This is a genomic window from Candidatus Pantoea symbiotica, assembly GCF_056491525.1.
This window is the reverse complement of the sequence record NZ_JBSZHR010000002.1, coordinates 2,137,596-2,159,764: the sequence shown is the minus strand read 5'-3', so window position 1 is coordinate 2,159,764 and position 22,169 is coordinate 2,137,596. Positions and strand designations below refer to the sequence as shown.

The window sequence follows — 22,169 nt, the reverse complement described above, 5'->3', positions numbered from 1 at the left end:
AACGCGACGGCCTATTCAAACATCGGTGGATAGAGGCCGTTGCGGCCCGGCTGTGCACCAGACGCCGGGTTAAACAATAATGAAAAAAGTTGCGCAGTCAGCGGGCCACTGTGTTTATGCGTGGCATGGCTAAAACCGTCACTGCGATTACTCCACCAGTAGCTCATGTGCTGCTGCGGATCGAACCTGTCAGCCACTTCACGCCAGCTCAGCGTGCAGGGCAAATCATCAAAACCAATCACATCCATGATGTCGCTGCGCTGCGTATCCGGCACCAGCAGCGGCGACAGGCGCTGCATTTGCTGTTCCAGCGCATCGGGATTGAGCCGATCCCGCACCGCGTGCAGCAGCAGCGCGCCCAGTTCCTGAAACCAGTCGCCGGACATGGCCAGCTGCGCGCTGTGCCAGCGGCTCAGCGGAAAGCTACGCAGCGCCAGCAGCGGCCAGCTGCGGCCCACGCGATCGCACGAGGGCAGCAGGCAGCCCATCTGCACCTGCTGACGCAGCGGCGAAAGCGGCAACACAAAATTCCACACCGGCGCACGTAAAAACTGTGCCGGACTGGCATCCGGTTGCTGATGCCAGTGCGTCAATCCCTGTTGAAACCAGTGGCTCCACGGCGTCACGGTATTTTCGCTCAGACGCTGGCGCAAAAAATCGCCGGTGGCCGGTAACTTGCCGTACCAGCCCGGCGCAGTGTGTGTCGGCATGATTACCTCACCATTACTCACTGTGTCTGGTCAATCGCTGCGAAACGACGTGCGGCGCAATCGCCAGCGTGTTGCTGCTGTCACCGGCATTTTTCAGATTCTCCGCAAGCTTGCGCATCATCAACGCGTTGTCACGCGCATAGGGCGAAGACTGAATTTGTTGATCCAGCAGCTGGCTCAGATGCCAGTCGAGCTGCTGCAAATCACGCGCGCTAACATCATCCGGTAGCGTACGCTGCAGGTTTTGCATCAGCCAGCCACGCAGGAACTCGCCGTCATAATTGCGCGGCTGATACAGCATTTGATAAGCGCGCAGCGCATTGCGACTGTATTCGTTATCGGTACCCGGATCGTCACGCAGCAAATTAGTGATCTGCTGTGCCACGCGCGGCAACAGTAAAGACTTAAGCGCATTTTGATAAAGCGCCCACGCCGCATCGCTTACCTGGTTACCGCGATACAGCCCAACGCGCATGGTAAGCGGTGGATTGTCGAGGGAAAAACGCTCGGAGAGCGGCAGTTTCACCAGGTTATTTAAGAAGGGTAGCAGATCAAAAATATTATCGGCGGGCTGATGGATCACCTGCTGACTTTGCGTGGTGATCGGGCCAATGCGCTCTGCAACCTGGTCGAGATAACGCTGATTCTGAATATAGCTGGTGAGCCACAAACAAGAGAGCAGCAGCAGCGCGCCGGTCAGCACGCCATAACCGATCCAATGGAACAGGCGGTTGCGGTATTCCCAATGGCGATTGCTACCCGCCAGGCCACTTTCGCGGAACACCAGATCGCTCAGCAAATCGCGGATAAAGAAACTCTGCCCTTTGTTGCCCGGAATGGGACTGCTGCGATTAACGCTATCCCAGGCCGCGAGGCTGCTTTCCCCGGTGTGCGGCAGTTGCAGTTTACGATTGAGCTCGCCCATGATGCGGTCAAACGGCAAACCTTCCTGCGTGCCGCTGGTGAAGAACAGACCGCGCGCCGACCAGGCAATCGGCTCCTGATGGCTGGAGAACACCACATCAAGATACTCATTCAGCAGCGGACGCAGCGAGCTGAACTCTTGCGGGAACAGGAAGCTGTCGGCGCGCTGGGTGAGATCGCGTTCACCTGCCATCACCTCGGCCAACTGCTGCTGTAAACGCTGCTCTAAGTGCTGATATTGCTGGCTGAAGCTACGATGCCAGTCATCTTTGTGCGGTTTGCCCGGTTCCCACGGAAAGGTAAAGCCCCAAATCGCATCACGCTGCGGCTTGCTTTGGCTGCCGTAGAAACTCATAAACCCTTTGAGCAGGTCGGTTTTGGTCACCATCACGTAAACCGGGAAGTGAATGCCGGTGTGCTGATGCAGCTCCGCCATGCGCTCACGCAGCGCGCTGGCCTGCGCATGACGCGCTTCGGCTGAATCGGTCAGCAGATCGGAAACGCTGATGGTCATGATCACGCCGTTAATCGGCTGGCGGGTGCGATAACGCTTCAGCAGGTTAATAAAACTCTGCCACTCCGCGCCGTCGCGCGCGCGCTGGCTCTCCTGCAGGGCGTAACGCCCGGCGGTATCGATCAGTACTGCGCTGTCAGTAAACCACCAGTCGCAATGGCGCGTGCCGCCCACGCCGCGAATCGCCGCTTTACCGAGGCTGTCGGTCAGCGGGAATTCAAGACCGGCATTGAGTAACGCGGTGGTTTTACCGGCGCCCGGCGCGCCAATCATCACGTACCACGGCAGCTGATAAAGGTAATGACTTTGAAAACGAGCCAGCCAGCTCTGCTGATGGCGGCGACCAAACTGAGTACGCTTTAAACGCAGCGCCGCTTCACTGAAGCGCTGCGCCAGCAGGGTTTCTGTGGCCTGACGATCGGATAACTCTTCTTGGCTCATCTGCTGCAGACGATTAAGCAGCTTGCTGTTAAACCAGCCGCGCCACAATGCCGGGATAAACTGGAACAGCAGCCAGAGTAGATAAAGCAGACCGACCGCTAACTGGCGCGGCAATACCGGCTCGAGCGGGCGCGTATCGCCCCAGCTCCACAGCGGTCCGAGCATCCATAGCACACAGCTCAGCGCCGTGACGCCAATCAGGCTCCACAGCAGGCGATGGGTTAACAGATGTTGCAGTGATGCGCGCATCATTGGCCTCCCTGATGATTGCCGAGGGTTTCCGGTGTCACAAACAGGGTGATTTCCACCCGACGATTGCGGGCGCGGTTTTCATTGCTGTCGTTCGGCAGCAGCGGATTGCTGTCGCCGCGACCTTCTGCTTTCACGCTGTGACCTTCGGCGAGCTGCGGATTAAGCAGCTGGGTGATGGCGCGTGCGCGGGCAAAAGAGAATTCGTAGCTCGAGGCGAAACGGCCATCGACCGGGCTGTTATCGGTATACACCGACACCAAAACCGTGCCTTTCACGGTTTTCATCGCGCTGGCCACATGCGCCAGCAGCGCGCGACCGACCTGATTCACCACCGTGCCGTCGCTGGAGAACAGTTTATCCGCCGGGATAATCACTTTGCTACCGAACGCGCCGTCGCTCACTTCCAGCTGTCCGGCCGCAATCACATCATTCAGACGTTGATGCAGATCGAGCAGCGCTTGCGGGGAAGTAGGGCGACGTCCTGGCGTGATTTGTGGCAGCGGGGTTTGATAGATGGTGCGCAGCAGCGGTTCGGCGGCGTTGCCGAGTCGCCAGTTGAGCCCGCTGTAAATCAGGCTCGCCACCAGCGTGGCTAAGGTAACGCAGGCCCAGAGCGGCACCATTGGACGCGTCAGGGTGCTGACCAAAGGATGCACTTCCACCAGCGGCACCGCCGGATTGGCGCTCGACGGACGATGCTCGGCTATCAATTGCGCCAGGCGTTTGCGGATCGCTTCACACTGTGCGCGACCGCTGTCACTGCCGCGATAGCGACCTTCATAGCCGAGCAACAGGCAATAGTGGATCAGTTCCAGCAGCCACAAATGCTGCTGCGGGCTCTGCGAAACGCGCGACAACAGCTGGAACACTTTCTCGCCGCCCCAGCTTTCATTATGAAAAGTCACCAGCATGCCGTTACCGGACCACACGCCGCGCGTGCCCCACGGCGTTTGCGCCGCGGCTTCGTCCAGCACGCTGCACAGGCAGTAGCGCGCGCCGATGATCATCTCAAAAGGTAAACCCGCTTGTTTACAGCGTTGTTCGAATTGGCGGATCTCTTCGATCAGTAACTGGCGCAATCCGGCAGGATCGTCATGCGTAGCGGCCTGCCGTATACGTACCACGGCATTCAGGATAGGTGCTGCGGCATTAAGCAAAAGGTTATCATTGCCCGCGACAATGCCATCGCGAGCAAGGGAATCCTGAGTCATTAAATCTTGGTTATCCAGGCAAGGGCGAAAATCACAGCCCGCACGGCGAAAGCTGCTGCGGGCATTGTGCGCCGGATTGCATTATCAGTCTAAAATCCAGGTCGCGGTATCGTTAGTGCGACAAGCTTTACTGGCGCCCCCAACGGCCACACAGACCTGTTTGCTGTTGCGGCGAGGGCGCGGGCGATCGCTACGAATGGTCGCGTCATAACGGCTACTCTCTACGCCCGCTTTCGGCGGAATATAGCCAATTAACTGGCCGTTAGGCTCATCGGCCACCGCCAGCCAGCTGTGTTCAACACGTCCCAGCACTTCAAACGGTTTGGCGTTATCAAGATAGCGCACTACCTTGCCACCAAAATCAGGCGTGGTCATCACGGATGCCGCATAGAGCGCGCGATAACTCTCATTGACCGGCGTGAATTCGCCAGGTGCTGCCACCGCATGACGATGAACCAGTTGGACGCCATTCACTTCACTGGTTACCAGCGTGTCATCAGTAACGGGTGGCGGTGGCGCTTTACACGCAGCCAGACTTAACACCGCCAGCAACACAAGCACGAGACTCTTATTCACCATGATCCTCAAATTTCATCAGATTAGCTGCAGAGTAATCTGCGGCACGAGCCTTTAAGGCAGGCAGATTAGGCAGCGAGAAAGCCATCAAAAAAACAGACAGATTACAGAAAGATAGTGCTGAACTAAGTCTACCTAAGACTTTTGAGAATTCAAACCATTGCACCCTTAGAAATCCCGTGCTACCGGGCGAAAAAGCAGCGCAGGCCGATGATATAAAACACATAGTCACGGTGATAGATAAGCTCAGTTAATTTATTCGATGCAGTTAGCGATGCGCGGTGGCGCAGCAGCTTTTGGTGCCTGCTAGTGCCAATCAAAAATGGTAAATAAGATTAATCTATTTATGCGAGTTAAAAAAGATTGCTCAGCGAAACAATTTTCTTAAATTCGGAATTTCCGGGCACATATTTGCCACTTTTAAACGCAGCACGGCATGGCTTTTGCTTAGCGAGCATTTCTCGTCGCAGGTAACGTGCACAAAGGCTGTGCACCCTTTGCGACCTGATAGTGCATTTTTCAGTCAGAAAGGTGATGGCAGGGTTATTCTGCACCCGTTGCGCGATAAAAAACGCCTGGCACACCGTTTGCAATACCTCTCTGACATTGCGCATTTGCTTCGTGTCTTAGCCGAAACGAGTGCTTTGGATAAAGGCGTCCTCCACATGGTAATCACATGCTGCAGGACGCCTTTTTTTATAACGGCTGTGACCAGTAACTCAACGCAATTTCACTTATGGCTAAATAAGCTCACATTTCCCCCCTTTAATCCGCCCTTTAGCCTGCCAGGGTTTTGGCATTCTATGCTCAGAATTCCTGCCAGCTGAGGTATGTCGTGGCTGAAGAGAGTAACGAGGACAAAACAGAATCGCCCACGCCCCACCGACTTGAAAAAGCGCGTGAGGAGGGGCAGATTCCGCGTTCGCGCGAGCTGACTTCAGTGATGATGCTGTTGATTGGATTGCTGATCCTGTGGGTCGGCGGCAACAGCATGGCGGAGCGTCTGGCCAGCATGGTCGCCACCGGTTTTCGTTTTGATCACGGCATGGTCAGCGATGACAAAGTGATCATCGGCCACATTGGCAGCCTGATTAAGCAGGCGGTGATCGCGCTGCTGCCGCTGATGGGCGGTTTAGTGGTAGTGGCGATTGCCGGACCGATGGCGCTGGGCGGCCTTAACTTCAGCGGTAAATCCATCAAGTTCGATCTTAAAAAGCTTAACCCGCTCACCGGAATCGGCCGCATGTTCTCCGGTCAAACCGCCGCTGAGCTGGTGAAGTCGATTATGAAAGCGGTGCTGGTGGGCATCGTCGCCGGTTGGTACATCTGGAGCCACTGGCAAGAGATGCTGCGTTTGATGAGCGAATCGCCCATCAACGCGCTGCATCATGGTTTATCGATGATCGCCGCCTGCTGCGGGCTGATCATGCTCGGCCTGTTCCCGATGGTCGGTTTTGATGTGTTCTGGCAGCTTTATAGCTACTTCAAAAAGCTGAAGATGACGCGCCAGGAAATTCGCGACGAACATAAACAGAACGAAGGTGACCCGCACGTTAAAGGGCGTATTCGTCAGGCGATGCGCGCCGCCGCTCGTCGTCGCATGATGGCCGATGTGCCGAAAGCCGATGTCATCGTCACCAACCCAACGCACTACTCGGTGGCGCTGAAGTATCAGGAAGGCAAGATGAGCGCGCCGAAAGTGATTGCCAAAGGTGCGGGCGATATTGCGCTGAAAATTCGTGAGCTCGCCAAAGAGCACCGTATCCCGATTCTCGAAGCACCGCCGCTGGCGCGTGCGTTGTATCGACACACAGAAATTGGTCAGTTCATCCCCGGCGCGCTGTATGGCGCAGTGGCAGAAGTGCTGGCCTGGGTTTGGCAGCTGCGACGCTGGAAGCGCGAAGGCGGCCTGATTCCAAACAAACCAAAAAACCTGCCGGTTCCGGCAGACATGGACTTTGCAGGAGAGAACACTAACGATGGCTAATTTAGCCGAGAAGCTGCGTTTACCGGGCAACTTTAAAGACACGCAATGGCAGGTGCTGGCGGGCCCAGTACTGATCATGTTGATCCTGTCGATGATGGTGCTGCCGTTACCCGCATTCATTCTTGACCTGCTGTTCACCTTTAACATTGCGCTGTCGATCATGGTGCTGTTGGTGGCGATGTTCACCCAGCGCACGCTGGAGTTCGCCGCATTCCCGACCATTCTGCTGTTCTCGACGCTGCTGCGTCTGGCGCTGAACGTCGCCTCAACCCGTATCATTTTGCTGGAAGGCCATACCGGTGCCGATGCCGCCGGACGCGTGGTGGAAGCCTTTGGTCACTTCCTCGTTGGCGGTAACTTCGCCATCGGTATCGTGGTGTTCATTATCCTCGTTATCATCAACTTCATGGTTATCACCAAGGGTGCGGGACGTATCGCCGAAGTCGGCGCGCGTTTTGTGCTGGATGGCATGCCAGGTAAGCAGATGGCGATCGATGCCGATCTCAACGCCGGTTTAATTGGCGAACAGGAAGCCAAACAGCGCCGTACGGAAGTGACGCAGGAAGCCGATTTCTACGGCTCGATGGACGGTGCGAGTAAGTTCGTTCGTGGTGACGCCATCGCCGGTATCCTGATCATGGTGATCAACATCATCGGCGGCCTGTTGGTCGGCGTGGTGCAGCACGGCATGGATCTCGGCCATGCGGGCGAAACCTACACGCTGTTAACCATCGGTGACGGCCTGGTGGCGCAGATCCCGGCGCTGGTGATCTCTACCGCTGCGGGTGTCATCGTGACGCGCGTGGGCACCGATCAGGATGTCGGCGAGCAGATGGTGACCCAGCTGTTCAAGAACCCGCGCGTGCTGATGCTGAGTGGCGGCGTGATTGGTTTGCTTGGCCTGGTGCCGGGCATGCCAAACCTGGTGTTCCTGCTGTTTACCGCCGCGCTATTGGGTCTTGCCTGGTGGTTGCGCGGTCGCGAAATGCAGCCGAAAAAACCAAGCGAAGCCTCAAGTCTGGTGAAAACTCAGGAAACGCCGGCCACCGTGGAAGCGTCGTGGACCGATGTGCAGCTGGAAGATTCGCTCGGCATGGAAGTGGGTTATCGCCTGATTCCGATGGTCGATCACCTGCAAAACGGCGAACTGCTGGGGCGTATCCGCAGTATTCGTAAGAAGGTGGCGCAAGAGGTCGGCTTCCTGCCGCCGGTGGTGCATATCCGTGACAACATGGAGCTGCCGCCCGCGCGTTACCGCATCCTGATGAAAGGCGTAGAAATTGGCAGCGGTGATGCTTACCCAGGCCGCTGGATGGCGATCAATCCAGGCACCGCCGCCGGTTCGCTGCCGGGCGAGCCGACCGTCGATCCGGCCTTTGGTCTGGCGGCGATCTGGATCGATAGCGCCCTGAAAGAGCAGGCGCAAATTCAGGGCTTTACCGTGGTCGAAGCCAGCACCGTGGTGGCGACGCACCTCAATCACCTGATCGGACAATACGCCAGCGAGCTGTTTGGCCGTCAGGAAGCGCAGCAGCTGTTGGATCGCGTTACGCAAGAGATGCCGAAGCTGACCGAAGATCTGGTGCCGGGCGTCATCACCCTGACCACGCTGCACAAAGTGCTGCAAAACCTGCTGACCGAGCGCGTCTCGATTCGCGATATGCGCACCATTATTGAAACGCTGGCGGAACATGCGCCGGTGCAGAACGATCCGCAAGAGCTGACCAGCGTAGTGCGTGTGGCGCTGGGACGTGCGATTACCCAGCAATGGTTCCCTGGCAACGGCGAAGTGCAGGTGATTGGCCTCGACGCTACGCTGGAACGTCTGCTGTTGCAGGCGCTGCAGGGCGGTGGTGGGCTTGAGCCGGGTCTGGCGGATCGCTTACTGGTGCAGGCGCAAGGCGCACTGCAGCAGCAAGAGATGGCGGGCGCGCCGCCGGTGCTGCTGGTCAATCATCCGCTGCGTGCGCTGCTGGCACGCTTCCTGCGCCGCAACCTGCCGCAGCTGATTGTGCTGTCGAATATGGAGCTGACCGACAACCGTCAGATCCGCATGACAGCCACCATTGGAGGCAAGTAATGCGTCGCTGGTGCTGGGCATTGATGATGTTGCCGATGATGGCGCTGCCGCTGGCTGCCGATGCGGCCAGCGGAGCCTGGAGCGCCAACGCCAGCGGACCGAGCATGGGCGTGCGTGGTAACTGGCTGAAGACGCCTGCGCTGCGTGCGCCCTCCAGCGCGCCGGGCAACATCTCGCTGGTGAACTGGCGTTATCAGCTCAGCCGTCCTGCGCCTTCGGGTTTGCTGGTACGCCTGTGCGCGGGCGATCGTTGTGTCGAGATTGAAGGCGCCAGCGGCAGCACGCGTGGCTTAGCCAACGTGGCGGCAGAAGAGACGCTGCATCTGGCGTTTGGATTTCAGGGGAAGGGCGCGTTGCCGCCGGGCTTGCGCGTGGTGAGCAGTGAAGTGACCGTGAATTACCAGTAACGCGTGTTACATCGGCGGCGCATCCTGCGCCGCCGCGTGCGTTAATTAAGGCTTATCTCCCTGACCGTAAATCGGAGGTGAAGCCAGTTTTGCATCCTCTCTTAATTCTTTTACCTGCTTCGCATCCACCTTGGCCGCCGCCGGATTACCAAACTGCTGGGTCACAAAGTTACTGACATCCGCCACCTGCTGGTCACTCAGTTCAGGCGCAAAGGACGGCATAAAGACTTCGCCCTCAGTCATATGGCGATGAACGCCGTTGAGGATCACCGATACCACGTTCAGCGCATCTGCCGCGCCGGTGCTGGTGTGATGGAACAGCGATGGATAGGCATGAAAACCGCTGCCCGATCCCGCACCTTCCGCGCCATGACAGCTGGCACAGTTACCGGCAAACACTACTGCACCGGGCTGGGCATTGCGGGTTGCCTCATCGGCACCGCGCAGTGCAATCAGCACAGTGGAAGGTTGTCCCCAGCTGTCGCGCGCACGGGTTTGCTGTGAGTCCGGCTGCGGCTTGACGCTGCGCAGATAAGTGGCGATATCCTGCAGATCACTCTCCGGCAGATATTGCAGGCTGTGCTCAATCGCTTCGGCCATCGGACCGGAGGCGCTGGCTTTATTGGCAACAAACCCGGTTTTCAGATAGGTCACCAGCTGTTGCTGGCTCCAGTCACCGATGCCTGCCTGCTTATCCGGCGTAATGTTGTACGCCATCCAGCCGCCGAGATCGCCGCCCGCCAGCGCTTTATCGTTGTCCATGCCCATGGTCAGATTACGCGGTGTATGACAGGTGCCACAGTGCGCCAGCGCTTCAACCAGATAGCGGCCGTTATTCCATTGCGCGCTCTGCTGCGTATCGTTCTGCAATTCGCCCTTATCGAAGTTAAACCACTTCCAGAAGCGCATGCCCCAGCGTTGGTTGAACGGGAACGGCAGGTCGGTTTGCGGTGAAGCCTGATGCACCGGCGGCATCGACATCAGGTAGGCTTTGATCGCCAGTACATCGTCGCGCTTCATTTTGGTGAAGGAGTCATACGGCATCGCCGGATAAAGCTGCTCGCCGTTTTTGCCAATGCCGTCGCGCACTGCGGCAACGAACTGGTCGTCGCTCCAGTTGCCAATACCGTACTGCTTATCGGAGGAGATATTGCTGCCCCAGATCTGGCCGAAAGGCGTACTGACCGCAAATCCGCCACCAAACAGCGGGCCGTTGGTGGCGGTGTGACAGGCAGTACAGTCACCGGCGCGCGCCAGATATTCGCCGCGCTTAATCTGAGCGGCATTGTCTGCCGCCTGCGCCACAGCGCACTGCATCAGGACCACCGCGATAGCGGCCTGAATAAATACAGGTTTCATCGGGTGCTCCTTACAAGCTTGCCAGAACGCTGTCGGCCATACGCAGCGCCAGCGCGGTTCCGGTCAGGGTTGAGTTGACCGTCGAAGCCGACGGCATAATGCCGGTGCCGGCGATAAACAGGTTCGGGTGATCGTGGGTGCGGCAGTGACCGTCCACCACCGAATCCTGCGGATTGCTGCCCATGATCATAGTGCCGGTGATGTGCTGGTTGTTGTCGTAAACGCCGCGCTTGCTGTAAACCGCCTCGGTGCCGCCCATCTCTTTCACCATACGCTGGAAGTCGATCATCGACTGGTCATAGCCGCGATGCACATATTCCGGGAAGCTGTAGTAAACCTCGAGGCGTGGAATACCCCACGCATCCTTCTCGGTTTTGCTCAGCGTGACGCGGTTTTGCGGCTCCGGCAGCATCTCCAGCAAACACTTAAGCTGGACAAAGCGCTCGGCCTGGAAGGCCAACTTGTCGTTAAGTGCCTTGCCGTAATAGCCCTGACGCACCAGACGTTCGGTGAGATAGCGCACCGGCGAGGTGTTGGCGAGGTCGATACGCAGCGCCGAGCGCTCGCCACGAAAATCGCCGTCGCGCATATTATTGATGCTGCCAGGACGCATCGGTCCACGGCCAAACCACACCGGCTCATCGGCGTAGAACTCCACTGATGAACCCGGATGATCCATCAGATTACGGCCCACCATACCGGAGCTGTTGGCGATGCCGTTCGGGTAGCGATCGCTGGTGGAGAGCAACAGGATTTTCGGGCTCTCAATGCCGTTGGCGGTCAGGACAAACTGTTTGCCGGTCACGCGATGGCGCGCTTTGTTCTGATCGAGATAGTGCACCGCCTGAATGGTGCCTTTGTCGTCGGCCTCAATGCGGAACACCACCGCGTTGGTAACGATTTTGACACCGGCATCTAGCGCCTTACGCGCGGCGATGCCGCCGTGATACTGCGCATCAATCGGGCAAACCGGCATGCAGTTATTGTTGCCACAGCAGGCCGGGCGACCGTCGTAGGCGATGCTGTTACGCGCCTGCGGACCAATGCCGACCTCATAACCCAGCGGACCGAGTCGCTGCTTCAGACGATCAAAACCGTACGGCAGCGGAATGCCCGGCAACGGATAAGGGCGCGAACGCGGCGAGGCCAGATCGCTATCGCCAGAAACGCCCATCTGGTATTCGGCGTCACAATAATAGGGTTCCAGCTCGTCGTAGCTGATCGGCCAGTCACGGCCAATGCCGTACAGTGACTGAATGCGCATATCGTTTGGCAACAGGCGGAACGCTTGTCCAGCCCAGTGCCATGTGGTGCCGCCGGTGCCGCGCAGATATTGGGCGCGATAGGGATCCGGGCCTTTCTGGATCAGGTAATTGTTATCGCTGGGAATGAATTTCGGCTGTGGCGCCCACGGCTGCGGCGGATAAGGTTCGGTGAAGTCGCCCTTAAACGGCGAGTTGCGGAAATACTCCACCGCCTGATCGCGTTTAATCTCAGGGCCAGACTCCAGCATCAATACCGATGCGCCGGCTTTGGCCATCTTCAGCGCCGCCAGTGAACCGGCAATCCCGGCGCCAATTACTACCACATCGGCGCTTAATGAATCAGACATGTGCTCTCCTTGCAGGCGGCTGCGTCCAGAAGTTAGGTTGCCCCGGCGCGTAGCTCGGCGGTAACAGGGAATCGCGTAGCAGCTGATAACTGACGATATTCTCAAAAGCGATGCATTGCGGGCGCGGCAGCGGGCCGACGACGCCGAGATACCAGCCGGAAACCAGCGCCTGATAAAGATCGTTGAGGGCTTTGGGCTGCGTACTCAGCAACGCCAGCAGGCTGCTGCCGTTGGCGGCGGGTTGCTGTTGCAGCAGCGCGTTGAGCGTATCGAGCTGGCTATCCAGCTGCGGGAAGTGGTCGTGCAGCCAGCTGTAGAGGCGCTGCGCCAGCAGAGCATCCGGCTGGTCCATTCCGGTTAATCGGGCGGAAATCGCAGTGAAACTGGCAGAAGGTGCGACTGCGGCGGCCAGCGGTGGCGAGGCGAGTGCCAGGCTGCCGGGAAGCGCCTGCGTCAGGACGCCAGCCACCAGCAGGCCCGCCGTGCCGGTCAGCAACCGGCGGCGTGAAAGAGTCATCATGGAAATTCCCGAAAGTTATTTCAGCGCCTGAGCGGCAGCCTCTGAAGCCTGGTTATCCAGATCCTGTTTAGGGGTGCTGACGCCGACCGCGCCGACCACTTCATTTTGCAGCGTGAGCGGGAAACCGCCGCCGAGCGCCACAGCGTGCGGGATGGCGAGCACCGTGGTTTCGCCGCTCTGCAGACGCTGCATAAATTTCAGGGAAGGGGCGTGATACAACGCCGAGGTGCGTGCTTTACCGATCGCGGCATCGACACAGCCCGGCGACGCGCCATCCAGGCGCTGGAAGGCCAGCAGCGTGCCGCTGGCATCAACCACCGCCACGCAGCCGGTGCTGTGCTGGGCGCTGATGCTGTTTTTCACACTGGTGATAACCTGGTTGGTGTGGCTGGCGTCCAGCGCGGCTGCGCTGGCCTGGCCAATACCCGCTGCCAGCAGCAGGGAAAGGGCGACAGATGCTCTAATCTTCATGTTTTGCTTCCGATATTTATTGTTTTATAACCTGCTTCTCGTCTCGCTTACGCTACGCCGTTGCAAAAATGTAAACAATTGCCGATAAACAAAACGCATACCTTAAGGCGTATAACTCATTGAGGTGGATAGATCTTATCCAGCGTCTCTTGCCAAACGAACGGCGTGAGTTGTTGATAGCGCAGGGCACGGGCGTTTAACGCATCTACCAGCCCTTGTTGGGTGGTAACAATCGCTGCGCTCATGGCGGCCGGTACCTTGACGTCATTTAGCGTTTTCACCACTTCCTGCATCTCTTCGGCGCGTCGCTGGCCGTGTTCCGCCACGCGGCTGATCAGGTAGTGCGGCAGCTGATCGTTCCAGCCCAGCGACGGGAAGCTGGCGTGCAGTGAATCCAGCACCGCTTGCTCTACGCCGTACTGGCGCGCCGCGCTCAGACATTCCGTCGTTAGCGCTTCGAGGCCTTTGATCATCACGCTGCGGCACATCTTAATCGCCGAGGCTTCACCCACTTCGCTGCCCAGCAGGCGGCTGTTGAGGCCTAGCTGTTGCAGCAGCGGCTGCACCCGCTCAGCCTGCGCACCACCAATCAGCAGCGGCGTCGCTAGCCGCTTGGGCGGCACCGGCGCCATTACCGCCACGTCGATATAGCTGGCACCTGCTGCGTCAATCACTTCAGCTGCGGCGCGTTTGGTGTGCGGTGCCACCGAGTTGAGATCAAGAAAATGCTGCCCAGCCTGTAACAGCGCTGCCGCCTGCTGCGCCACGTTGAGTGCCTGCGATGCGGTAACGGTGGAGAACACCAGCGTGGCATCTTGCAGCGCGTCCGCCAGCGAAGCGGCCAGCCGTACGCCGCCTTGTTGCGATTTTTGCTGCAGTGCGGGCAGGGTTTCTGCCGCAAGGGCTTTGCGGTCCCACACCGTCACCGCGTTGCCTTGCGCCTGTAAGTCCTGGGCGAGAATGCCGCCCGCTTCGCCAAAACCGATAAAGGTGATGTTCATCAATTACTCCTTGCTGAAGGGCCAGACTGCCGCCGGAATCATGACGTCACCGGCAAAGATGGCGCGTGCGGTGCGCAGTAAACCGCAACCCGCTAGCGGGTTATCGCCTTCGCGCTGCAGCAGCACGCTGAATTCGCCGCTGGGATGTTCTACGCTTAGGCGCTGTTGAGGTTGTTGGCTGGTACGCGCCAGTCCGTCGGCGACGCTGCCGGGGATCAGGCAGGCGCTGGCGACGCTCACCGCGCCAAGCACGCCAATCGAGGCATGGCAGCGATGCGGAATAAAAGTGCGTGAGCTGATCGCGCCGCCGTTACGCGCTTCAGCCAGCAGTGTGACTTTGGGCACCGTACGCTGGCTGACATCACCCAGATTCATACGCGGCCCGGCCTGCAGGCGAATCGACTCCAGCCGCTGCTTGAGCTCGCTGTCGCTGTCTAACGCGTCGCGGCTTTCATAGCCGCTGCGATTGACATCCGCCGCACGAATTAAAATCACCGGCATGCCGTTGTCGATGCAGGTGACATCGATGCCATCAAAACGATCGCGCGCCTGACCGGTCGGCAGCAGCGCGCCACAGCTCGATCCGGCAATGTCTTTGAAGGTAAGGGCGATCTCGCCTGCGCTGCCGGGCACGCCATCAATGCGCAGATCACCTTCATAGTCGACTTCACCGTCGGGCGTGGCGAACTCTGCTTCGGCAATCTGCCCGGTGTTCTGCATGAAAATGCGCACGCGGGTGCGTTGATTGCCTGCCTTTACCAGCCCGCGTTCCACGGCGAAAGGCCCGACGGCGGCGAGGATATTGCCGCAGTTTTGCCCGTAATCGACGCTGGGTTGATCGACGTTGACCTGGGCAAACAGGTAATCGACATCGGCATCGTCCCGCCGCGAAGCGCTGACGATCGCCACTTTGCTGGTGAGCGGGTCGGCCCCGCCGAGACCGTCAATCTGGCGGATATCGGGCGATCCCATCACCGCCAGCAGCACCCGATCGCGAGCCGCAGGATCTGCTGGCAGATCCTGCGCCAGAAAACAGGCGGCTTTGGAGGTGCCGCCGCGCATCAGTAAGCAGGGAATGCTACGCTGGCGCATGGTTTACTCCTCCAGTTGATCGAGCGTGTCGAGATAGCGCAGTCCTTTTTCCGCCAGGCGCGGGCGCATCTGATAGATATCCAGTCCCAGCTCACCGGCCGCTAAACGCAGGCGTTTGCTCTCTTCCAATTCTTCGCGCTGACGCGCTTTGGCTGCCACGCTGGCGGTTTCATCGCGTGCTACCACCACCACGCCGTCGTCATCGGCGACGATCACATCACCCGGCCAGATCAGCTGCCCGGCACATACCAGCGGCACGTTCACCGAACCGAGCGTCTCTTTGACTGTGCCTTGCGCATACACTGCGCGCGACCAGACGGCAAAGCCCATCTCGCGCAGCGTGCGGCTATCACGCACACCGACATCCGCCACCAGTCCACGCACACCGCGCGCTTGCAGCGAGGTCGCCAGCAGATCGCCGAAGAAGCCGTCGCTGCACGGCGAGGTCGGCGCAACCACCAGCACATCGCCCGGCTGACAGAGCTCCACTGCGACGTGGAACATCCAGTTATCGCCCGGTGCCACCAGCACGGTGACCGCGCTGCCCGCGATGGCGCAATCCTGCTGAATCGGACGAATGGCGGGATCGAGCAAGCCTTTGCGGTCTTGCGCTTCATGCACGGTGGCTACGCCGGAGCGCGCCAGCGCGTCGATATCCGTAGCTGCCGCGCGCGGAATGTGGCGCACCGCGACGCCTTTTTTAGCGATAATGCTCATGCCAGATCCTCGGTTACGCGCGGGAAGATGCTCTGATAACCTTCGCCATAAATGATGTCGCGGCTGGTGGTAATCCCGACGTTACGCTTGGCCTGCACGCCGCGCTGCTGCGCCACGCGCGTGTAGTATTCCCACAGATGTTCCTGCCCGGCCATGCACTGAATCGCCTGATATTTTTTGTCCCACACCGAGGTGATATCCAGCAGCACATCCGGCTTCCAGTTGCACTGCTCGGGCTGATGCGGTTCGAAGCAGTAAACCGGCGGCGCACCGACGATTTTTTCGCCCGGACGGTAGCCTTCGGCCTGGGCGATAATGCGCGCTTCCTGCGCCAGATGCGTGGCCATTGGGTGATCGTAGTTGTAGGGATCCTGCAATGAGTGGGTCAGAACAAAGTGCGGCAGCACCCGGCGATAGACATCGGCGAGGCGGAACAGGGTTTCTTTGTCGGCACGCAGCGGATAATCGCCGAGATCAAAAAATTCGATGCTGGCACCGAGAATCTCAGCGGCGGCCTGCGCTTCACTGCGGCGGGCGGCTTTGACTTTCGCCTCGCTCATCTCCCCTTTGCGCCACAGCTTGGCTGACTCGCCGCGTTCACCGAACGAGAGGCAGACAACGTGGACGTCATAGCCCTGCGCATGGTGCAGCGCGATGGCACCGCCGGCGCGCCAGACGAAATCCGCTGAGTGAGCGCTGACCACCAGCGCGGTTTTTTTTGGGGTGTTGTTAGTCATGGCATACTCCTCCGCTGTTTTTTTCCATGCTGTCACTGCCAACCTGGCGGCGATAATTCATTTAATTGCAGCGGGTATGCGTTTTATTTATATTGCGACATCGATCGGTGGCGAAAATGGGCAGGGAAAGATGGCGGAAAAGGACTCGCAGGAGCTGACAAATCTGATGCAAATCAGGGCATTTAGTCAGGTGGTGGCACAAGGCAGTGTCTCGCGGGCGGCAGATGAATTATTTCGCACCCAGTCGGCCATTACCCGCGCCATTCGCGACCTGGAGCTCACCTTAGGCGTGACGCTGTTTGAACGTCACGCCGGTGGCATGATGCTGACTGACTTCGGTAAATGCGTGCTGCCGCGCGCGCTGCGGGCGATCGATGAGCTGCATCAGGTGCCGCAGCGGCTGGCAAAATTGCAGGGACGCGGCGCGCTGCGTAGCGATGCGGAACCGCTGTGGCTGTTTAACGTGCGTCGGCTGCAAATTTTTATCACCCTGTGTCAGACGCGGCATATGCAAACGGTGGCGGCGCGTCTTGGGCTCAGCCAGCCAGCGGTGAGCGCCGCGCTGCGCGTACTGGAAAATGGCGCGGGCATCGCGCTGCTGGAGCGCACGCCGCACGGCATGATGCCTTCGCTGGCCGGACGTGAAATTGAAGCCAACGTGCGACGCGCGTTGAACGAGCTGCGCCATATTCCGGCCGATATCGCCGCCCGCAGCGGGATACTTGAGGGAACGGTGCGCGTGGGCGCATTGCCGCTGGGACGCACGCGCATCCTGCCACAGGCGATCGTGATGCTGACGGCGCGATATCCGGGCGTGCGCGTGGTAACCAGTGAAAGCGCCTTTGGCGTGCTGGCCTCGGAAATGCGCTCGGGCGATATCGATTTTATCTTTGGCGCGCTGCGCCGCGATGAAGATGCGCTGGACGTGACGCGCGAGACGCTGTTTTCCGAACGCATGGTGCTGCTGGCGCGTCACGATCATCCGCTGTTAGGACGTGAGCTTTCTACCGAAGATCTGCGCGCTGCGCGTTGGGTGCTGCCGCGTTCAGCCACGCCAGCGCGATATCTGCTGAATAACAGTTTTCAGGCGATGGGCATTCCGGCGCCCGATCCGGTGGTGGAAACCGGCGATTTGGCGTTGGTGCGCGGCTTGCTGATGCAGTCGGATATGCTGGCGGCGGTCTCCGCGCACCAGTTGGAAGTGGAACTGGCGTCCGGTGCGCTGGTGGCGCTGCCGGTGCCGTTACCGGATACCGATCGCGCTATTGGGCTGACGGTGCGGGCGGGCTGTCTGCACTCACCGGCAGCGGATGCGCTGATCCGCTGCCTGCGAGAAGTGTGCGGGCAGGATGAATAATCAGCCTGCGCGCGCCGCTTCCATCAACGCATAGCGGTAACCGCGAATGCCGTAGCCGCAGATAACGCCCTGCGCGACATCGGAAAGATAGGAGTGGTGACGGAAGGGCTCACGCTTGTGCACGTTGGTGATGTGCACTTCCCACAACGGCAACGCCACGCCAGTCACCGCATCGCGGATCGCCACTGACGTGTGCGTCCACGCCGCCGGGTTGATCACCAGCGCCTGCGCTTCGTGACGCGCCTGCTGAATCCACTCAATCATTTCACCTTCGTGGTTGGTCTGGCGAAACTCAATCGCCACGCCCAGCTCTTCCGCCGTTGCGCGGCACAGCGCTTCCACGCTTTGCAGCGTGTCGGAGCCGTAGGTTTCTGGCTCGCGCGTGCCCAGCAGATTGAGGTTCGGGCCGTTCAATACATAGATGGTTCTCATCGTGACTCCTGTAATTCAGTAAAACCAAACAGCCGCTGTGGCGTGTGCCAAAGCACCTGACGGCGACTCTTTTCATCGGGGATCAGCTGTTCGAGCAGCAGCAGTTGCGTGCCCATATCCATGCGTTCAGTGGCGCGCAGGAAGGGCCAGTCCGATCCCCACATGCAGTTTTCCGCGCCGAAAGCGTCCAGCAAGGCCAGCAAATAGGGATGTCCATCGCTGAAGGGATACGGCTGCCGGGAGAATTTCGCCAGCCCGGAAAGTTTCACGCTGGTACGTTGCTGACCGGCCAGCGACAGCAGCGCCTGAAAGGCCGGTTGTGCTATGCCTGCGCCGACATCTGGTCGGCCGGAGTGATCGATAAGCAGGCGCGTGCGGGTGCGTGACAGCAGCGGCATTAGCGCTAGCAGCTGATCGTTCTGCACCTGAATCTGGGCGAAGAGATCCAGCTCCGCCAGCCTGCCCATCAGGGCATCGAGCTGGAGAAACGGCTCGGTGCCGAGCATCGCCACGTTAAGCGCAATGCCGACGATGCCCTGATCTTTCAGGCTGGCGAGCGTGTCGCTATCCACATCACGCGGCGTGACGGCAATGCCCTTGAAACGGCCTTCACCGCGCTTGATGGTATCCAGCAGGCAGCGATTGTCAGTGTTATAGCCCGACGTCGGGCCGACAATCAGCGAGTGGCGAATGTTGTAGGCCTGCATCACGGCGCGATAGTAATCCGGCGTCGCCAGCTCGTGTCCGTCCGGGTTGTAGGCGCTTTCGGGCGCCCAGGGAAAGTTTTTGGGATCAAAAACGTGGTGATGGCAGTCGATAACCGGTTGCGTAAACATCACTCTTTTTTCCCCGCTACCGAGTAGAGCACCTGCTGATTGCGCGTCTGCTGGAACTGTTCCAGCGTTTCGCCACGCATCGCCGAGTAGATATGCAGGTTAGACACGCCCACCACTGCACCCAATTTTTCCAGCAGGAAGAAGCTGACGCCGTAATGGATCATGCCGCGCCAGTCGAGCTCGGTAATCAGCGTTTGCTCTTCAGCGGTCAGTCCGGCTTCCTGATACAGTGCCTGCGGAGCTTCGCGGAAACGCTTACGCCACTCTGGCTGAATCATGCGGTGCAGGAAGCGGTTGATACGCAGTGCTTTCAGGCTGCGCGCCTGGGTGAACGGATAGGTGCCGGGCAGTTTTTCCACGCCGCTCAGTTGCAGGTTGATCTTATCGCGCTGACGCTGATGCACATCAACCGGTGCTTCGCGTGACTGGTTTTCGAGGATCAGCGTGGCGATACCGGTCATCGAAGGCAGATAGTAATCCTGATGCAGTTTCTCGACGTTGGCCGACAGCGCACCGCGCATGATCAACCACATAATCACTTCCGCACCTTCCAGGCCGCCGAGCGTGGCGTATTCCGCCAGGGTGATTTCGGTCAGGCGCTCGGGATCGTTGATCAGCAGATCGATAAACTGCGCATCCCATTCGGGATTGTTGAAGCCGCAGCGCTCGCCGTGAACCTGATGTGATACGCCGCCGGTGGCTACCACCGCAACTTTCAGATCTTCCGGGAAACTCTCCACCGCGCGCTTCAGTGCCTGGCCGAGTTTATAGCAGCGACGTGCCGTCGGAATCGGGAACTGTAAAACGCCGACCGCCAGCGGAACCACCTGCATTGGCCAGCCGCCTTGCCACGGTGCCAGCGCCGACAGCGGCGAAAACAGGCCGTGATCCAGCGCTTTGTCCTGGAAGAATGACATATCGAACTCATCCGCCATCAGGCTGGCACCAATATGCTGTGACAGCGCCGCATGACCTTTTACCGGTGGCAAGTCGCGCGGGCCGCCGCCTTCGTCCGCCACGGCATATTGGTCATCAATGCCCAGCACAAAGGCCGAGTAGTGATCAAAAAAGAAGGAGGTGACGTGATCGTTAAACACATACAGCAGCACGTCCGGTTTCTTCTCCTCCAGCCAGCGCTGCATCGGCGCAAAGCCATCGAAAATCGGTGCCCATGCGCCTTCCTGCTGCTTGTTGTGATCAACCGCAAAGCCAATGGTGGGGGTATGGGAAACCGCTAAACCGCCTATGATTTTAGCCATAATTTTTTGACCTCTACTTCATCGATTATTGAGGGTACGCGACAGGGACGGCAGGTCATTAAGGTCGATGCCTTTAACCTGACGGGCCACCTGTGCAGGGTGATGTCGGGTGATGGAAAGTGCCGCCAAAACTGCCGGGAGCGACAAAACGATAAAAATGGCTGTTTGCCCAGGGAAAACGCCGAGCAGCACGCCGCCCAGCGAGGAGCTGATAATGGCGCCGCTGCGTCCAATGCCGTGCATCCAGCACACGCCGGTGGCACGCATTTCAGTGGGATAAAAGGCCGGGGAGAAGGCTTGCAATCCGGTTTGCGCCCCGTTGATACAGACGCCAGCGAGGAACACCAGCAGGGCCAGTACATTCGGGCCAAAGCTCCAGATGCCCTGCGATACCAGGCAGAAACTGCCCAGCAGATAGAACAGGGCGATAACGTATTTCGCTTTGAAGCGGTCCATCAGCCCACCGACCATCAGGCCGCCAAAGGTGCCACCGAGCTGAAACAAGCCCGCGACAATCGCGGCGCGCTCCAGCGTTACGCCGCCAGAACGCAGAATGGTCGGCAGCCAGCCGTTCAGCAGGTAGATGACGAACAGCCCCATGAAGTAGGTGAGCCATAACACCACAGTGCCGCCCGCATAGCCGCGGCTGAACAGCTGCAGCACCTGAGCCTTTTTCGGGATGATGGGCGCATTGAGCACAAAGGCGGTGCCAGCGGAGAACTCGCCGCCCAGACGTTTGAGCACCGCTGCAATCTTGTCGCGACTGACTTTACGCACCACCATGTACATCGCCGATTCCGGCAGCAGCCACAGCAGCAACGGCAACATCAGCAACGGCAGCAGGCCACCCAAACCCAGCACCGCTTGCCAGCCAAAGTGCGGCAGCATGCCGGCGGCGATGAATCCGCCCAATCCGGAGCCGATATTAAATCCGCTGTACATCACGGTGATCATCAGGCTGCGGCGGCGCTCCGGCATATATTCCGACACCAGCGTGACGCAGTTGGGCATCACCGCGCCGAGACCGAGGCCGGTGAGAAAACGTAACGCGCCCATTTCCAGCGGCGTACGGGCGAAAGCGCTCATTAGACTGAAGCAGGCAAAGACGGCAATCGACAACAGCAGCACGCGCTTCCGGCCGAATTTGTCGGACCACGGACCGGCGATCAGCGCGCCAATTGCCACACCAAACATCGCAGCGCCGAGAATTGGCCCCATTTCCGCGTGGCTGATGCCCCAGTCTTCAATCAGCGCGGGCGCAATGAAACCCATCGCTGCCGCGTCGTAGCCATCAAACATGATGATGATGAAACACAGGCTGAGGGTCAGCCACTGGTATCCGGTGATCGGGCGGGCGTCGATCCAGCCTTTTACATCGATAATGTCGTGATTGCTCATAGGATACGCTCTGATTTTTTTATTAATGACGTTATCGGGTTGAGATTCTTTTCCGCCCTGACGTTGGCCGGGGGCATCACTTTAACCCGATTACAGGGGTAAGTTTTATAGTTTTTAGCTTTTAAAACAGCTTGTTGCATGTTTATGCTTTCTTGCTTTCAATACCAAATTAGGGATGGCTTGCGACTTTGTCTGCCATAAAATGGTTATGAAGGTATGAGTTTTGTTTATTTGGTGAGCTGTGTCGGAAAATTGAGAAAGCGTGTGAAGCGAGAG

20 protein-coding genes are annotated in these 22,169 nt (G+C 58.9%); 4 read left to right on the top strand and 16 right to left on the bottom strand.

What is annotated here, in order from left to right; all coding sequences use genetic code 11:
* Positions 1 to 11: 11 nt before the first annotated feature.
* From tagF to ACXIZX_RS10630, 4 genes are all read right to left on the bottom strand, one after another.
* Positions 12 to 710, bottom strand: a complete 699-nt coding sequence (tagF, locus tag ACXIZX_RS10645; protein ID WP_008107694.1) for a type VI secretion system-associated protein TagF — start codon at positions 708 to 710, stop codon at positions 12 to 14.
* Positions 711 to 723: 13 nt separating this feature from the next.
* Positions 724 to 2,838, bottom strand: a complete 2,115-nt coding sequence (gene tssM, locus ACXIZX_RS10640) for a type VI secretion system membrane subunit TssM (RefSeq protein ID WP_154193899.1) — start codon at positions 2,836 to 2,838, stop codon at positions 724 to 726.
* Entirely contained in the window at positions 2,838 to 4,052 is a 1,215-nt protein-coding gene (gene icmH, locus ACXIZX_RS10635; RefSeq protein WP_036649251.1) for a type IVB secretion system protein IcmH/DotU, read from the bottom strand. Before icmH ends, tssM begins: the two co-directional genes overlap by 1 nt.
* Positions 4,053 to 4,136: 84 nt before the next feature.
* Complete coding sequence (locus ACXIZX_RS10630) at positions 4,137 to 4,631, bottom strand: SH3 domain-containing protein (protein WP_154156458.1); 495 nt, start codon at positions 4,629 to 4,631, stop codon at positions 4,137 to 4,139.
* Positions 4,632 to 5,463: 832 nt separating this feature from the next.
* Between ACXIZX_RS10630 and flhB the strand changes: the two genes are divergently transcribed.
* From flhB to flhE, 3 genes are read left to right on the top strand one after another with little or no spacing between them, the layout of a single operon-like run.
* The gene (flhB, locus tag ACXIZX_RS10625; RefSeq protein WP_008110543.1) at positions 5,464 to 6,615 is read left to right on the top strand and encodes a flagellar biosynthesis protein FlhB; all 1,152 of its coding nucleotides are present in this window, start codon (positions 5,464 to 5,466) and stop codon (positions 6,613 to 6,615) included.
* Positions 6,608 to 8,695: a flagellar biosynthesis protein FlhA gene (gene flhA / locus ACXIZX_RS10620; RefSeq protein ID WP_061718560.1), complete on the top strand. Its 2,088-nt coding sequence runs from the start codon at positions 6,608 to 6,610 to the stop codon at positions 8,693 to 8,695. Before flhB ends, flhA begins: the two co-directional genes overlap by 8 nt.
* Complete coding sequence (gene flhE, locus ACXIZX_RS10615; RefSeq protein WP_479404109.1) at positions 8,695 to 9,102, top strand: flagellar protein FlhE; 408 nt, start codon at positions 8,695 to 8,697, stop codon at positions 9,100 to 9,102. The genes flhA and flhE overlap by 1 nt, the downstream gene beginning before the upstream one ends.
* A 45-nt stretch (positions 9,103 to 9,147) precedes the next feature.
* Here flhE and ACXIZX_RS10610 read toward each other — a convergent pair whose 3' ends face one another.
* From ACXIZX_RS10610 to galB, 8 genes are all read right to left on the bottom strand, one after another.
* The gene (locus ACXIZX_RS10610) at positions 9,148 to 10,461 is read right to left on the bottom strand and encodes a c-type cytochrome (protein WP_479404108.1); all 1,314 of its coding nucleotides are present in this window, start codon (positions 10,459 to 10,461) and stop codon (positions 9,148 to 9,150) included.
* Between the two features lie 10 nt (positions 10,462 to 10,471).
* Positions 10,472 to 12,073, bottom strand: a complete 1,602-nt coding sequence (locus tag ACXIZX_RS10605; RefSeq protein ID WP_061718563.1) for a GMC family oxidoreductase — start codon at positions 12,071 to 12,073, stop codon at positions 10,472 to 10,474.
* Positions 12,066 to 12,593 carry a sugar dehydrogenase complex small subunit gene (locus ACXIZX_RS10600; protein ID WP_479404107.1) on the bottom strand — a complete coding sequence of 176 codons (528 nt, stop codon included), beginning with the start codon at positions 12,591 to 12,593 and terminating at the stop codon, positions 12,066 to 12,068. Before ACXIZX_RS10600 ends, ACXIZX_RS10605 begins: the two co-directional genes overlap by 8 nt.
* Positions 12,594 to 12,608: 15 nt before the next feature.
* Complete coding sequence (locus ACXIZX_RS10595) at positions 12,609 to 13,064, bottom strand: GlcG/HbpS family heme-binding protein (RefSeq protein ID WP_061718565.1); 456 nt, start codon at positions 13,062 to 13,064, stop codon at positions 12,609 to 12,611.
* 116 nt (positions 13,065 to 13,180) lie between these two features.
* A complete protein-coding gene (locus tag ACXIZX_RS10590) occupies positions 13,181 to 14,065 on the bottom strand; it encodes an NAD(P)-dependent oxidoreductase (protein ID WP_479404106.1) in 885 nt (294 codons plus the stop codon).
* A 3-nt stretch (positions 14,066 to 14,068) separates the two neighbouring features.
* Positions 14,069 to 15,157: a 4-oxalomesaconate tautomerase gene (locus ACXIZX_RS10585; RefSeq protein WP_479404105.1), complete on the bottom strand. Its 1,089-nt coding sequence runs from the start codon at positions 15,155 to 15,157 to the stop codon at positions 14,069 to 14,071.
* A 3-nt stretch (positions 15,158 to 15,160) separates the two neighbouring features.
* Positions 15,161 to 15,874: a 4-carboxy-4-hydroxy-2-oxoadipate aldolase/oxaloacetate decarboxylase gene (locus tag ACXIZX_RS10580; RefSeq protein WP_179450574.1), complete on the bottom strand. Its 714-nt coding sequence runs from the start codon at positions 15,872 to 15,874 to the stop codon at positions 15,161 to 15,163.
* Complete coding sequence (gene galB, locus ACXIZX_RS10575; RefSeq protein WP_061718569.1) at positions 15,871 to 16,611, bottom strand: 4-oxalmesaconate hydratase; 741 nt, start codon at positions 16,609 to 16,611, stop codon at positions 15,871 to 15,873. Before galB ends, ACXIZX_RS10580 begins: the two co-directional genes overlap by 4 nt.
* A 130-nt stretch (positions 16,612 to 16,741) precedes the next feature.
* Between galB and ACXIZX_RS10570 the strand changes: the two genes are divergently transcribed.
* Positions 16,742 to 17,968, top strand: a complete 1,227-nt coding sequence (locus ACXIZX_RS10570) for a LysR family transcriptional regulator (protein ID WP_179450576.1) — start codon at positions 16,742 to 16,744, stop codon at positions 17,966 to 17,968.
* Here ACXIZX_RS10570 and aroQ read toward each other — a convergent pair whose 3' ends face one another.
* Genes aroQ through ACXIZX_RS10550 form a run of 4 tightly spaced genes read right to left on the bottom strand, consistent with a single transcriptional unit; the run spans position 17,969 to position 21,893 of the window.
* Entirely contained in the window at positions 17,969 to 18,400 is a 432-nt protein-coding gene (gene aroQ / locus ACXIZX_RS10565) for a type II 3-dehydroquinate dehydratase (protein ID WP_179450578.1), read from the bottom strand.
* Positions 18,397 to 19,236: an amidohydrolase family protein gene (locus tag ACXIZX_RS10560; protein ID WP_179450895.1), complete on the bottom strand. Its 840-nt coding sequence runs from the start codon at positions 19,234 to 19,236 to the stop codon at positions 18,397 to 18,399. The genes aroQ and ACXIZX_RS10560 overlap by 4 nt, the downstream gene beginning before the upstream one ends.
* Positions 19,236 to 20,495, bottom strand: a complete 1,260-nt coding sequence (locus ACXIZX_RS10555; protein WP_179450580.1) for a gallate dioxygenase — start codon at positions 20,493 to 20,495, stop codon at positions 19,236 to 19,238. The genes ACXIZX_RS10560 and ACXIZX_RS10555 overlap by 1 nt, the downstream gene beginning before the upstream one ends.
* An 18-nt stretch (positions 20,496 to 20,513) precedes the next feature.
* On the bottom strand, positions 20,514 to 21,893 hold the full coding sequence (locus ACXIZX_RS10550; protein WP_061718574.1) for an MFS transporter: 1,380 nt from the start codon (positions 21,891 to 21,893) through the stop codon (positions 20,514 to 20,516).
* Positions 21,894 to 22,169 lie beyond the last annotated feature (276 nt).

Excerpts from the sequence above, each read along its gene's own strand:
- tagF (WP_008107694.1), bottom strand. The coding sequence starts at position 710 with ATGCCGACACACACTGCGCCGGGCTGGTACGGCAAGTTACCGGCCACC.
- tssM (WP_154193899.1), bottom strand. The coding sequence starts at position 2,838 with ATGCGCGCATCACTGCAACATCTGTTAACCCATCGCCTGCTGTGGAGC.
- icmH (WP_036649251.1), bottom strand. The coding sequence starts at position 4,052 with ATGACTCAGGATTCCCTTGCTCGCGATGGCATTGTCGCGGGCAATGAT.
- ACXIZX_RS10630 (WP_154156458.1), bottom strand. The coding sequence starts at position 4,631 with ATGGTGAATAAGAGTCTCGTGCTTGTGTTGCTGGCGGTGTTAAGTCTG.
- flhA (WP_061718560.1), top strand. The coding sequence starts at position 6,608 with ATGGCTAATTTAGCCGAGAAGCTGCGTTTACCGGGCAACTTTAAAGAC.
- flhE (WP_479404109.1), top strand. The coding sequence starts at position 8,695 with ATGCGTCGCTGGTGCTGGGCATTGATGATGTTGCCGATGATGGCGCTG.
- ACXIZX_RS10610 (WP_479404108.1), bottom strand. The coding sequence starts at position 10,461 with ATGAAACCTGTATTTATTCAGGCCGCTATCGCGGTGGTCCTGATGCAG.
- ACXIZX_RS10605 (WP_061718563.1), bottom strand. The coding sequence starts at position 12,073 with ATGTCTGATTCATTAAGCGCCGATGTGGTAGTAATTGGCGCCGGGATT.
- ACXIZX_RS10600 (WP_479404107.1), bottom strand. The coding sequence starts at position 12,593 with ATGATGACTCTTTCACGCCGCCGGTTGCTGACCGGCACGGCGGGCCTG.
- ACXIZX_RS10595 (WP_061718565.1), bottom strand. The coding sequence starts at position 13,064 with ATGAAGATTAGAGCATCTGTCGCCCTTTCCCTGCTGCTGGCAGCGGGT.
- ACXIZX_RS10590 (WP_479404106.1), bottom strand. The coding sequence starts at position 14,065 with ATGAACATCACCTTTATCGGTTTTGGCGAAGCGGGCGGCATTCTCGCC.
- ACXIZX_RS10585 (WP_479404105.1), bottom strand. The coding sequence starts at position 15,157 with ATGCGCCAGCGTAGCATTCCCTGCTTACTGATGCGCGGCGGCACCTCC.
- ACXIZX_RS10580 (WP_179450574.1), bottom strand. The coding sequence starts at position 15,874 with ATGAGCATTATCGCTAAAAAAGGCGTCGCGGTGCGCCACATTCCGCGC.
- galB (WP_061718569.1), bottom strand. The coding sequence starts at position 16,611 with ATGACTAACAACACCCCAAAAAAAACCGCGCTGGTGGTCAGCGCTCAC.
- ACXIZX_RS10570 (WP_179450576.1), top strand. The coding sequence starts at position 16,742 with ATGGCGGAAAAGGACTCGCAGGAGCTGACAAATCTGATGCAAATCAGG.
- aroQ (WP_179450578.1), bottom strand. The coding sequence starts at position 18,400 with ATGAGAACCATCTATGTATTGAACGGCCCGAACCTCAATCTGCTGGGC.
- ACXIZX_RS10560 (WP_179450895.1), bottom strand. The coding sequence starts at position 19,236 with ATGTTTACGCAACCGGTTATCGACTGCCATCACCACGTTTTTGATCCC.
- ACXIZX_RS10555 (WP_179450580.1), bottom strand. The coding sequence starts at position 20,495 with ATGGCTAAAATCATAGGCGGTTTAGCGGTTTCCCATACCCCCACCATT.
- ACXIZX_RS10550 (WP_061718574.1), bottom strand. The coding sequence starts at position 21,893 with ATGAGCAATCACGACATTATCGATGTAAAAGGCTGGATCGACGCCCGC.